The organism is Paenibacillus sp. FSL K6-1230 (assembly GCF_038002385.1).
Classification (GTDB): Bacteria; Bacillota; Bacilli; order Paenibacillales; family Paenibacillaceae; genus Paenibacillus; species Paenibacillus massiliensis.
Map to the genome: position 1 here is coordinate 3,922,976 of NZ_JBBOCK010000001.1, position 12,175 is coordinate 3,935,150.

The 12,175-nt window shown below is 41.5% G+C and carries 13 protein-coding genes; 4 read left to right on the forward strand and 9 right to left on the reverse strand.

From position 1 onward, the window contains the following. Window positions 1–35 precede the first annotated feature (35 nt). The 5 genes from MKX74_RS17305 to MKX74_RS17325 all read right to left on the reverse strand — a co-directional run bounded on the left by MKX74_RS17305 (window position 36) and on the right by MKX74_RS17325 (window position 3,843). Complete coding sequence (locus MKX74_RS17305) at window positions 36–272, reverse strand: hypothetical protein (protein WP_341179244.1); 237 nt, start codon at window positions 270–272, stop codon at window positions 36–38. 439 nt (window positions 273–711) lie between these two features. Continuing rightward, window positions 712–2,964, reverse strand: coding sequence for a phage NrS-1 polymerase family protein (locus MKX74_RS17310; RefSeq protein ID WP_341179245.1), 2,253 nt, complete (start codon window positions 2,962–2,964; stop codon window positions 712–714). Between the two features lie 12 nt (window positions 2,965–2,976). Further along, window positions 2,977–3,162, reverse strand: a complete 186-nt coding sequence (locus MKX74_RS17315; protein ID WP_341179246.1) for a helix-turn-helix domain-containing protein — start codon at window positions 3,160–3,162, stop codon at window positions 2,977–2,979. Further along, window positions 3,163–3,408, reverse strand: coding sequence for a helix-turn-helix domain-containing protein (locus MKX74_RS17320; protein WP_341179247.1), 246 nt, complete (start codon window positions 3,406–3,408; stop codon window positions 3,163–3,165). Window positions 3,409–3,447: 39 nt separating this feature from the next. Continuing rightward, window positions 3,448–3,843 (reverse strand): hypothetical protein, encoded by a 396-nt coding sequence (locus tag MKX74_RS17325; protein ID WP_341179248.1) that lies wholly within the window; start codon window positions 3,841–3,843, stop codon window positions 3,448–3,450. A 519-nt stretch (window positions 3,844–4,362) separates the two neighbouring features. Between MKX74_RS17325 and MKX74_RS17330 the strand changes: the two genes are divergently transcribed. From MKX74_RS17330 to MKX74_RS17345, 4 genes are all read left to right on the forward strand, one after another. Continuing rightward, window positions 4,363–5,130, forward strand: coding sequence for a helix-turn-helix domain-containing protein (locus tag MKX74_RS17330; RefSeq protein ID WP_341179249.1), 768 nt, complete (start codon window positions 4,363–4,365; stop codon window positions 5,128–5,130). 170 nt (window positions 5,131–5,300) lie between these two features. Further along, window positions 5,301–6,602, forward strand: coding sequence for a site-specific integrase (locus MKX74_RS17335; RefSeq protein WP_341179250.1), 1,302 nt, complete (start codon window positions 5,301–5,303; stop codon window positions 6,600–6,602). A gap of 98 nt (window positions 6,603–6,700) precedes the next feature. Beyond that, a complete protein-coding gene (locus MKX74_RS17340; RefSeq protein WP_341179251.1) occupies window positions 6,701–6,874 on the forward strand; it encodes a hypothetical protein in 174 nt (57 codons plus the stop codon). Window positions 6,875–7,592: 718 nt separating this feature from the next. After that, on the forward strand, window positions 7,593–8,501 hold the full coding sequence (locus MKX74_RS17345) for a hypothetical protein (protein WP_341179252.1): 909 nt from the start codon (window positions 7,593–7,595) through the stop codon (window positions 8,499–8,501). A gap of 341 nt (window positions 8,502–8,842) precedes the next feature. On the opposite strand, the gene MKX74_RS17350 is transcribed toward MKX74_RS17345, so the two are convergent. The 4 genes from MKX74_RS17350 to MKX74_RS17365 form a co-directional block, all read right to left on the reverse strand. Beyond that, a complete protein-coding gene (locus tag MKX74_RS17350; RefSeq protein WP_018887479.1) occupies window positions 8,843–9,118 on the reverse strand; it encodes an HPr family phosphocarrier protein in 276 nt (91 codons plus the stop codon). Between the two features lie 189 nt (window positions 9,119–9,307). Next, complete coding sequence (locus MKX74_RS17355) at window positions 9,308–10,507, reverse strand: MFS transporter (RefSeq protein ID WP_341180599.1); 1,200 nt, start codon at window positions 10,505–10,507, stop codon at window positions 9,308–9,310. 73 nt (window positions 10,508–10,580) lie between these two features. Beyond that, window positions 10,581–11,615, reverse strand: coding sequence for an ROK family protein (locus MKX74_RS17360; protein ID WP_341179253.1), 1,035 nt, complete (start codon window positions 11,613–11,615; stop codon window positions 10,581–10,583). 390 nt (window positions 11,616–12,005) lie between these two features. Continuing rightward, window positions 12,006–12,107, reverse strand: a complete 102-nt coding sequence (locus MKX74_RS17365; RefSeq protein ID WP_208115152.1) for a YjcZ family sporulation protein — start codon at window positions 12,105–12,107, stop codon at window positions 12,006–12,008. Between the last annotated feature and the right edge of the window lie 68 nt (window positions 12,108–12,175).

Below are 12,175 nucleotides of genomic sequence, written 5' to 3' on the forward strand. Positions count from 1 at the left end.
TAGTTTTAGCGAACGAAACGGCGGGCTAAACTTGGTTACGAATTCCAAATGTTCTGAGCACTTTTTTTATTTCCTAGCCCACTCGATGACCATTTTTCTGATGATATTTCTTCGATTTCATTACAAGACTCCACCTTTTTCATTAATTTGTTGAACAGACTCTCTCTTGTGTGTATTTCACTTTCATCACTAACCGACATCGCTAGCTCAAGAAGTTCTTTTTTCAGATCGACGATTAAAACCCTGAGGAGCAGTAATTGCTGTGATTCCATTTCCCTCATCCTCGTTTCTTAGTAATGAATTGTGCATAACTCTTTGCCTTCTGTAGAGCTGATTCGAAAGAGACGTTCTCAACTATGATTTTCTGGGCATTAGAATACAACTTTCCTTCTTTCCAGGTTTCACGCCATGCGCTCCATTTCTCTCCCACAGGCATTATGAATACATGAGTTGTCCGATGTAGTTCACAAGTATAGATTTCTCCTGAACACAGCGTGAGGAACCCAGCTACCTTCGCCATCTTGTCCATTTGTTCTTTCTCGGCTTCGTAGATCAGTTCATCAGCAGTAGGCAATGAAATCACCTTCTCGTATTTAAAGTTATGAAAAAAGGGGATTAAGGGGACAGATTCAACAAATTCAGTAGTATCAAGGGTTTGTCATGCGTTCTTTTTCAGAGATTAGTTTCTGAATAAGTTCAGGATTAAGTCCCTTAAGCTATTTCCCCTGCATCAACATTCAACTGAATAACTCTTTTTGGTCTGCCTTTTCCTCGAATGGTCCGGACACTAACAAGTCCATTTTCTTGCATTTTTTTCAACGCGGTTTGTAATTCACCACTCTTCACAGTTCCCTTGAATAGATCGTTAATATCTGTCAAACTAAGCCCTTCTGAACAATCCTTCAATCTTGATATTATCTTCGTGATTATTGGATTGTCTTGGACTTGTTGCTCACCAAAAATGAATACAACAGACTTGTAGCAATACTGCCAAACCGCCAATGCCGCTCTTAAATGTTCCGCTCTTACCAGATGCGACTGGTCCAGCAAGGCATATATACAGGCAATACGCATTAGATAGGGTATAACTCGGCTTGTAGCTGCCCCAATTACGCCGTTAGCGTCCTTTTGGATAGGTTCATAGATTCTTCCCCATAACTCTGCAGCTGCGCTGTCACGCTCCATAGGGAGGAAGTTCCCGTTGTTGTCCTTCGGCATCCCATTGATTGCATAGTCCAAAGTATTTTTGATTCTCTCAACGATTGGGCCAACATCTACTTTATGAAATTCCCCACCACTTGGTAGAGACTTCGATTGCTGAACATACAGCCACAAGAAGCGATTCACGAAACCATTATGAATTTCGTTCCCAGTAAGAAGTTTTCTAAGTTCCTCCGGTGTTATATGTCCTAGAATTGATATATGTGTGTCAGTAGCCTTCATTGGATTCTTGGTAAGAGTGCGAATGTCCCCGCTACCATCCCAAGCATTTCGTATAATTGCCGATAGCGTATTCCCGTCTCGGCGCAATACATTTAATACGGATCCGAATTCACTTTCAATGATCAGCAACCGTTTTTCTTTAACACCTGGATCCGTTATTACTTCTTCATATTCGCCTGTCGGCTTCCTCTGTTTACCTGATCCCTCGTAAATAGCTTGCTGCTCAATCAGTTCATCTCGAACGGCAAATATCACACCTTCCCCACTAGAGAGTCCTGATTTTTTCCGCGAATTAAATTCTACATCGACGGCATTCATTAGCTTCAATACCGGTTCCAGTGATGTTCCTTTCTTGCCTCTGAAGGTTGCACCAACGAGAACTGAGAACAGTTTCATCCTATGCTCACCGCCAGAAACCACAAAGTGCGGTCCAGTTCCTACCATGTTTCCGAACATCGTCAGAAAGTTGATAAGCAATGCAGCTGGATCTGCTTCAGTGTGTGGATCTATTAATCGGACAACATCTCCTGCCAAACCATGTAATGCCATCTCGCCAAGTTTTCCGTCCCATTCAGCTGCCGTATCAAATACGAACTCATATTCTGACTCGTCAACATTCTCAAATTGTGATAATCTGTTGTTAGATGATTTTCTTACCGTTTTCGACATGTCATTATTTCCTTTATATTGTGCTTTCACCCCTTCCAAAGCTTTCGTTATTGTTCGTGAACGGTAATCTTCCCGTTCCCACTTTTCGCGCATTAGGCCGCTTGCTCGGAACAATCGGTCTATTTGCTCTGCGTTCTTTGTGTAAAAAGCTAACATATTACATAGTGCCTGTTCCGCTTCGCTCCAGCTGTTGTAAGAACTCCAACTCCCAGAATATAATTTCTTAAACTTTTCACCATTTCTAGCGCTTTTAGCCGCTTCAATGATTACCTGATCTTCTAATCTCACTTCTGATTCCGCGACAACCTGTTTAATTGATTCTTTACTTTCGAATAAGAGATCATATAACCATGTCAATTCACTTTGACGCTGTTCAATCTTTTCTGGAGTCTTGGCTACATGGTCGCCAGTTATAACGAAGAAGCGACCTTGTTCGTACATTTCGAATTTGCCTGTTCTATTTCTCGGTCCTGGTATTCTCCCCTTTACGATGATATGAAGGCCCTTTTTGCTTTGGCTGCGCTCTGTGTAGCTGTTTAGTGTTTTAGCAATTTCTATAATGTCCTCTTGCACTTTTCCATCCACTATGCAGTTATCAATATCAATCCCGGTAAATGGATCGGATTCCGCGAATACATAACCAATACCTGATAGTGCGCTTTTACTCTTTTCGTAGACTGTTAATGCTTCCTCAAAGCTTGCCCAGTTGTTCGGTTCGGTTGATGAAGCACGTTCACCGTCCACAGTATAAGGGACTTTAGTCGGTTTGGATGAACCTTTACGCTGCTCAAGCTTCCAAACAACCCATTGATCTCTTTCTTTCAGTTCTGTAGGAATCTTATCAATGTTCATGAACTCCACCGCCTAGGCATGTTTCGTTTCTTGTAGTTCACCGCGCAACCAAGATTCAATTACATCACGATGAAACAATATCCTTCCACGAACCCTAGTATGAGGAATCTGTTTTTCCCTAGCCATGGTATACACAGTTGTTTGGGACACTCCAATCAACTCAGCTGCTTCAGTTACAGTTAATGTTATTTTTTTCATTTATTCGATCACCTCTTTAAGCTTAGTTTTTAATCTCTCAATTACTTCTTCCTCTTTACCAAAGCTAACATGATCTATAGAGAGACCATAAGCACATAGCAACCTATTGATAGAGGCTAGATTAGCTTTACCACTATTTTGTTCCCAGCGCTTCATGGTTTTCTTTGTAACCCCAGCTACTTCAGCTGCTTGATCCAGTGATAAACCACTGTTTAAACGAGCCATCTTTAAAGTTATTTGAAACATCCTTATCGCCCCCCCCTAAGTCACTATTCGCTGAAAATTTCATTTTGGATTATCCAATGAAATGATTAATTGGCCATCTTCATCAATCCAGTGGTCAGACAAGATAGCCCCATTTCTCATACGAACTAGCACAGACTCAAACTGTGTTATTAGATCAATACCATCGTGAACTGGGCATATACAGAAGCTTAGGTTGTTTTCCTTCTCTTTGATCAATTCAGCAGACTCTTTAATTCTAAAGAGAACCGACTCAAACATTTCACGATCATTGATATACAAATCTGAAAGTATCCTCCCTACAACAGGCGTAAGTTCCTGCTCAACATCAAAATCTGTCATCTCGCCTTGTTCAGCCTTATTTATCACCTCCAAACATTCTTCGATCGGTAAAGCCCCTAAATTTTCTTGTAGGTATTCTGCATAAGTTATTCCCATTACTCATCTTCCTTTCTTTAGTCTGAACAGTAGTAAACTGCAGCCGCCTCTTTGGGAAATACAAAATCGAACGTTTTTTTATGTCAACGATAAGTTTGTTAATAGAGACTTCATCAACTTTATTCCCACATCCGCCAGAATTACATAACCAAGACATGAATTTTTACTCCAAAATCCACCAATGCTTAAAGTGTCATTTAGTCCAGCCTGGCAAGTCATATTGATGGTGTTAATCCTTTCTGCCCTCACATTTATACATTTCAGATGTCACACTTCGGGTAACGTATTCCTCTTCTAATGGAAGATAGTTTCTGTGAAGTATTAGTTCAAAATGATTCACCTAGTATCACCTTTTCTGAAAATAATGTTCTCATCGCTTGTGAAAGGGTATATCCTTGTCACACCTCCGTTTCTTCCTTTCTGTAAGAAAGAATATCACACAATCTTACTAAATACAAGATAATATTTACTAATTGTAAGCAAGATGATATTATCTTTAGTAAGAAAGGGGTATTTATTATGAATGACAACAACAAACTTGGAGAAATGATTAAGACTGCCAGAAATAAAAAAGGCTTAACATTAGTGCAATTAGGAAAGATACTCGATTATTCGAACCCTTATCTATCACAAATTGAAAATGGAAAGCGGGAAAAAGCTCCTTCACCGGATTTTCTCGCTAAATTAGTAGAACCACTTGATTTGTCCTATCCTAAATTGTTGAGTGCTGCAGGCTACGAAAAATTAGCGCTTCAGTATAGTGCTTTTCTTGAACACACATTAGCTGATGTTGAAAAAATTTTACTAAGCCTCCCATCAATGAAGAAAGAAGATGTATTAAAACTTGAAATTGAATACAAACAATATTTTGGTGAGGATTTTTCAATTTCAAGAAAGAATTTAGAAAAGTTAGCCGACTACTCTATTGTCAATGAAAAGGCAAGGGAACTGATAAATGCCTTATTTGCTCTGTCCAATACCTCAGTTCCTCCAGATCAGTCTGCCATTGACGATTTCTTTGAAGGAAATTCAGGTTCTGTGGAAGTAATATTTAGAGAAGATCGATATGAAAAAACAGTGGATTCTAACGGAGTTGTGCATACCACTGTGATCTCTAATGAGGAACTTACCCAACGTTTTTTTGACATTAAATATTTACTAGAACATAGAAAACAAGCATTCTATAACGGCCATGAATTAACTGATGAAGATCGAAAAAGAGTACTAGGAATGCTCGATATCCTATTACAAGAAAAGTCGTCAAACCCTGCAAAATCCGAAAAGTGAGAACCTAAGTATACGTTTCACACTGATAAGGACTTAATCCACCACTCATTCAAATAAAGTCTTGGAAAAAGTATCCCCTAAATCGTATACCACACGTGTGATTGTTATATAAATCCCCTTTTCCCCCTTACTCAGAGGGAATTGTTTGTATGAGCAAAGGAGTGAATAAGGTGTCTAACATTAGAAAACGCGGAAAGAATTCGTGGGAATTTACTGTAAGCACAGGGAGGGGACCCAACAACAAATATGGCAGAGAAACTAAAACTATAGAAGTAACCGAGAAAATGAGTCCTAAAAAGTTAGAGGTTTTCCTGGAATTCGAATACGCAAAATTTAGGGAAGAGGTGAAGAGTGGAAACTACATAAAGCCAAGCAGAAAAACTTTCGAAGAGTTCGTCCCTATCTGGAGATCTCATTATGCAATCTCAAAACTTTCTCCAACAACACTCGAAGCTTATGAAAGTCACATTGAATCTAGACTTATTCCAGCCTTTGGACATTTAAATCTTGATCAAATAAAACCAGGTCACATTCTGGATTTTCTAAAAGAGCTAGAGAGTCCGGGAGCTCGTTTGACCAAACCTAAGCGGAAGAAAGAAGATGTGAACTCTTCGGCTGAGTTAGCTACACTAGACTTTGGAACAATCGGTTACATTTATCGTGTACTAAAAAATATTCTGACTAGAGCAACGGAATGGCAAATGATACTTTCTAATCCTATGGAGGGAATAAAAAAACCTACTCCGCCTATTGAGATAAGAAAACAAAAACAGTTAGATCAAAAGAATAACCCGCAGTATTATAATGAAACTGAAGCACAAGAAGTTGTAGACGCCCTTTATCGTGAGTCCCGAAAGTGGAGATTGCTTATATTAGGTTCAATGCTAGGTGGATACCGAAGAGGCGAACTTATAGCCTTAGAATGGCCCCAAGTATATTTTACAGAGAGCTGCTTTTCAGTTGAAAACAATATACCATTAACTAAAAAAGGAACAGCCATTGAGAAAGATCCAAAGTCTGTAAGTTCTATCCGAACAGTGGATATGCCAGAATGGTATATGGATGAAATGCGCTTATATTTTAAGGAGTGGGAAGAGGAGAAAGAAGAATTAGGTGATAAGTGGCTTGGAGGCGAACGGAAATTTGTTTTCCATAATGGCACCGGACAACCTTATTATTATAAGCATCCTTCTCGGTGGTGGGAACGATTCTGCAAGCGTAATAAGTTACGTTATATAAAGTTTCATGGTCTCAGACACAGTATGGGAACTCTCCTTATTGAAGATGAAGATGAATCAATGATTGATCCTCTACTAGTGGCTATTCAAAAAAGGTTGGGCCATTCTAGATTGTCTACAACTTCAGATATATACGTCCACCTCACCAAAAAAGTCAGACAAAGGACCACGGTGAAATTCGATAAATTTTCTCGTAAGAATCAAGATTCAACGCAACCTAAACATAGACTATAATTCCTTCTACTGCCCACATTTTTTTGTTCTAATTATTAAGTTTGAGTCTATAGGTAATACTTTTAAAACAAACGTAATCCTATAGAAGGGTGACTGCCATGAAAGAAAAAAAGGAATTAAGAATTGTGTCTGAGGTAGTTGTTGATAAGAATGGAAATGTCATTGGATATGATCCAAAGGATTTTCCAATCATAACGAGAAGGTGTAAACTCATTACTCTTTTTCTTAAAACGGGTAAGCATTACAGATTTATTGAACCAGAAGACCAATAGTGGAATATGTTTCAGTTGACGCAAAATTGACGTAAAAAATGACGTAAATTCATAAGAAATCGTCGCAAAAGTTATTAAGCGAATTACTGAAAACCTTGATTTAATGCGATTCAAAGCAAATGCTGGTAATAAAAAATAACCACCTTATTACTTTGACAGGGTAGGGGTCAGTGGTTCGAGCCCACTACAGATCATCACTGAAAAACTCTTGTGTATCAAGGGTTTTTCTTATTTCTAGGTACTTTGTTCATGCTCAAATAAGCCCTCGAAATCGTCATTTGGTGCCGAAATGATACCGAAAAGTACAGTCCCCCTTGACCCCCTTAAATCAGCCCAAGTTACTCACCTTCACGCCCCACCCATGTCTAAGGATTTTTCTTGATTCTTAAGCTACGGCGTTTTCGTTCAAGCGAGTTATGGTCGAATTTTTGTTTGAAGTTTGGCTCAATGGCTCTCAAGAATTCAATGATTTTCAACAAAAAAATTAATAATGCCAACAACTATTAAGAATGTTGCTATTAATGCGAAAATTATCTTTCTGAACTTCTTCATAGGCTACCTAACGTCCTCCTGTAATTTCAGCAAGTTATCGCTTGGAGTGTTTCCGATATTATTAACTACTATATATCTTTATTGGCTTATTTTGCAATTAAGATAGTAATATATTCCTAGGTCTGTTAAGCTATATAGGACTGTCATAAATTAGGGGGATATACCTTTGAAGAAACATATTTTTCTCTGTCTAGCCTCAGCTACAATTATCTTATCAGGCTGCGGCTCACAAAAAGCGAGCACTGAACCTTCAAATGCGGCTTCTGCTCCAATCTCGGCAGAGTCCTCAAATTCTGTCGTAGAGAAAGTACTCACCGACAATGAAAAAATGGCGCTGGAATACATTAATGTCTTTCTAAATGGCTCAGATCAAGAAGCCAGAGAGGCTTTTATTTCAAACAAGATCCATCCAGATGTGCAATCATTATTTCAACTGGTGGTAAATGTCCAAGTTCCTGAGGTTGATAAGCTGAACGATCCCAAGGTTATTGAATCAACTGAGTATACGGACGCTGAAGGCGGGAAAGACACAGCTATTCTTATCCAAGGAAAAAAAGGAACGAATCCAACCAGTGAGCTAATTGTCCTATTCAAAGACAATAAGATTACATGGGGTATTCACTCGAATGACGAGGACTTCGCTAAGCTAAGAAGTAGCTTTAAAGAACCGATACCCGAGACTGCAGACGAACCATCTCCGGAGAAAAAACTAAGCGAGATACGTAATTACATCGTTGCAGATCTTTGGAATGCTGGCTTTGTTGATGTAAGCTCGTACATACATACAGGCACCAGTAGCACAGGTCAAAACCTGGATGTAGAATTCACTGTGGATCTGTTAGGGAATTCCATGGCTAAGAAAGCCGAATATGATGAATATGTAAAAAACTTAGACGAGAAGTATGCTCAAGCTAAGAAAATATGGACAAAGCTCTCTGAGGAAGCGGATCGTTTATATCAACACATTCAAGATAACCCACCGAAGGCAAATGATCCCAACTCTAATTTTGACACTGGGAAATTCAAGCAGTACATGAGCGCCTTTACTGATGAAGTGGACAGTTTGAACAACTGACATAGTACATTACTAAAACAGCCCTGCCGACCATCGATGGTTAGCAGGGCTGCTTTGATTTCATGGGGTTGTCCATTTTTAACCTCCCCTATGTAAACGGACCCATTTGCCAGTCTAAGTGTAGAAGTACTTGAGGGACTTGCTTGTGCAATTTCCAAATGAACCGAGCCTATAAGAACTATAAAAACAAAAAAACACAAAACCTTTTTCAATACATTCCCCGCCTCTATTGAAAAAGCCAGCCCCAGACACGCCCTCCGGTATCACAACATTCTCCAATGAATATCGTGACCTCCAGAGTACGTAGCCTGTGACTGGCCCTTCGTCTCATATCCTACAATCTACACATACATCTCAGCATGACCTTCGAACTCTGGCAGCAAATACTCCAGCGCTTCCAGATCATCCATGCCGACTGTGATGAGACGTGCCGACGTACCAGCAGGGATTGCGATCAGCATCATCCCGAGCAGACTTTTCACATCTACAATTCGTTCACCGTTCTCATCTCTATATTGAAGTGTAATCCTTGCTGCAAAGCGGGAAGCATCCGTACAAATACGGATCATGTCCTCTCTGTCCAGATCACCTTGAATGATAAACTCATGTACCCTCATAACTCATGTCTCCTTAGCTCTTTATGCGCTTCGTCAATGTGACTAATATTATATCGTCAGATAGGCGTTATAACATTAGTAACATATCACGATGGTACATCAGATGCAATCATTCAAGAAAGGAAATGATCCTCCATTTGTCCAATATCGTATGCGTTCAGAAGCACGAGGGTTATGTGGGGCATGGTATTAGATCAATTGCTGTCTGCGCTTCAAATACACATACAATATCACACCAGACACAGAGCAGATCGCCGCACACAAGCCGATGAAGCCGTATCCTGCCTGCAGTCCGCGCAGCAAGCCAAGCTCCGTTGTCTCACCATACGCAGCTTTGAAGGCATCAATGACCCAACCAATCACATAGTTGCCGATGACACTGCCGATTCCCATGAGCGTAACCGTGAATGTAATTGCTGTATCGCTGCCATGAGGATATCTTTTGGCAATCAGCGCCATGACTGTTGGGTAGATTATAGCAATACCTGCGCCAGATACCGCAAATAGGAAGGCCATCCCTTCTCCACCAGCAATCGCCACAAATGTGCAGATCGCCGAGAAAGCGGAAAACAGAATAAGCGAGAGGACGAATCCGATCCGGTCAGTCAGTGGCCCAAGCAATAATCTTCCTAGTGAAAAGGTCAGAAAGAAAGCTGACAGCATACCCGAGGCTTTGACCGTATCCCAAGCGTAGGCCTTCTCCAGAAAGTTGACGAGCCAGCCTCCCACCGCCATTTCGGATACGACACCGAACGATAGGATCATAACTACAAGCCACAGAACAGGATCACGAGTAAGTTGCTTGAGCGATACCCGATCCTCATGTGGCAGATCATCACCAGGAAATGTACTTCGCAGTGCCGCAATAATCGGCAACAGACACAGTGATAGCGTAACCAGATACATGCCACGCCAGTCCAGCACATGTCCGAACACGGTCAAGGACATGACCCCGGTCGCCAGTAGCGGTGCAACGGTTGAACTAAGACCGTAGAAGAAATGAGAGAGATTCATCATCATCCCCGTATTCTTCACAAAAATTCGCGCGCCAAGGATGGCCAGTGCGATCTCCAGCATGCCGTTCCCGATATACATAAAGAAATATGAAGAAGCAAAGAGCGGATATGTATGAGATAAGTAAATAAATACTCCTGACAAAATCATGGACGCAAAAGCAAGCACGCTCACTGCCTTGATCCCCCATTTGCGGACCAGTATAGCCGTGAACGAGCAAGCAATCAGATATCCCAACGCATTCAGGGACAGTAACGTTCCCAGTTGCTTCTCATCAAGATAGAAGTCGAACTGAATACGCGGAATTGCGGGCCCTTTTACATTTTCCGAGATCCCAAAAACTATGAATCCCAAAAAGATGGTAGCCAGTTGCATGGCGTATAGCTTATTGAACTTTCGTGCCTGTGGTTCGGAATTCAAAATAAGTCCCTCCAGTTGTCCTTAGATATTACCATCTCTTCTCAATTCGCTCCATACGATACGTCAGACTTTCCAAGGCCACAGCAATGAGTCCGGCGACATATTCACTTGCAGTATCTCTGCGAATGATGAGGTTCGGCAAATGCTCTTGCGGGATCATAGTCTGGCAGTCTTGCGTGAGTTCATCCAGCATAGACTCGTCCATCGTGTCGCCAGTAATTACGATTGCAGCCGGATTGATAATCGCGATAATAGATACCAGCGTCTTTCCGACCAGCATGCGTAAGCCCTCTCTTGTATTAAGCAGACGTAGCTGCTCCTCCCTCGACACACCAAAGGGCAGAAAGGACACCTCACCTCCAAAATGGGTACTACCCGAAAGTGGATGCCCCTCAATCATGAAGCCTGCCCCTGGAAAATGATATTTTGGAAAAGTTACGACTGCAAAATTCGTCTCCTCTGCAAATTGCTGCTGATTGTACAGACCATACACGGTCAGGTTCATATCGTTGCCAATGATCACTTCCACATCAGCGTACTGCTCCCTGAGCCGTGGACCTAGCGGCTGATCAACCAGCTCAGGGACATCACAAAGACCAATAACACCGTTATGCGCTACACCTGGAATGCCGATACCGATGGCCTGCACATGTTGATATTGATTCATTAGCTTATCGATTATAGCTTCTACGATAGCTAGCGTAATGCTCTCCATAATGACACTCTGCTCATCTATAATCTCTCCATTCAGATTGGCCAAGGTATGCGAGATCGAGTGTATGCCACCTTCTGTACGGATGATTAGACAGAGGACACTACCGTAGTCTGCGTTGAATTGATAACGACTTGCAGGTCTTCCTCCGCTAGATTCATCTGGGCCAAGATCAATAATCTCCCCTGTCTGGAGCAATTCGTTCAGAATTGTGCCGCAGGTAGCGATGCTGAGCTTCGTCAGGCTGGCAACCGACGCTTTGGTACCCACACCAATGGAACGCAGCGTATTCTTGACCAGCTCCACATTAAGCCGCTTCACCTGCTGCGTATTATGCGAGATGGGATTCATATTGCTGGGCAGCCTCCTTTCTTGAACTATTTCAGCCTTTCTCAGTTTCATTTAGTTTTTAAAAGTATTTTAATAAATGAAGTGTAGATGGTACCTTCAGAAAAGTCAATGCTTAATGTTGATATCTAACGCCAATATGAAAAAAGCAGACCTCGCCTTAGAGGCGCTGCCTGCTTCAACAAATGCATTCAATCGTGCTGCCCGCTCCGATCCGGGATGCGCAGCCATTTCCTCAGATATCCTGAAGATTTTCACTGAAAGCTCCATTCCATCTGCTGGGACTGACTACACACCCCTAAGCTGCCGATTGCTGTGTGTATATTGCTATTCTGAAATTCGCTCAGCCATAGAACCATGACTGGCTATTCATCTAGCCCTCTCTGACAGTCCTTACACCCAGAAAGCCTTAGTGATGATAACGAGCAAAATGAACAGAACCAGAATGGCACCAACTGATGTCCATCCGCCATAGCCTTGGTTAACTTCTCCCACGTTAATTCCCCTCCTTTCTCTAGGGGCTTGATATAGATTATGTAGGATGCCGAGCCAAGGACAGGGCA

Bases quoted from the DNA above. Each gene is read 5' to 3' on its own strand.
- MKX74_RS17305 (WP_341179244.1), bottom strand. From the start codon at position 272: ATGGAATCACAGCAATTACTGCTCCTCAGGGTTTTAATCGTCGATCTG.
- MKX74_RS17350 (WP_018887479.1), bottom strand. From the start codon at position 9,118: ATGAGGGTACATGAGTTTATCATTCAAGGTGATCTGGACAGAGAGGAC.
- MKX74_RS17325 (WP_341179248.1), bottom strand. From the start codon at position 3,843: ATGGGAATAACTTATGCAGAATACCTACAAGAAAATTTAGGGGCTTTA.
- MKX74_RS17310 (WP_341179245.1), bottom strand. From the start codon at position 2,964: ATGAACATTGATAAGATTCCTACAGAACTGAAAGAAAGAGATCAATGG.
- MKX74_RS17315 (WP_341179246.1), bottom strand. From the start codon at position 3,162: ATGAAAAAAATAACATTAACTGTAACTGAAGCAGCTGAGTTGATTGGA.
- MKX74_RS17320 (WP_341179247.1), bottom strand. From the start codon at position 3,408: ATGTTTCAAATAACTTTAAAGATGGCTCGTTTAAACAGTGGTTTATCA.
- MKX74_RS17355 (WP_341180599.1), bottom strand. From the start codon at position 10,507: ATGCAACTGGCTACCATCTTTTTGGGATTCATAGTTTTTGGGATCTCG.
- MKX74_RS17340 (WP_341179251.1), top strand. From the start codon at position 6,701: ATGAAAGAAAAAAAGGAATTAAGAATTGTGTCTGAGGTAGTTGTTGAT.
- MKX74_RS17360 (WP_341179253.1), bottom strand. From the start codon at position 11,615: ATGAATCCCATCTCGCATAATACGCAGCAGGTGAAGCGGCTTAATGTG.
- MKX74_RS17330 (WP_341179249.1), top strand. From the start codon at position 4,363: ATGAATGACAACAACAAACTTGGAGAAATGATTAAGACTGCCAGAAAT.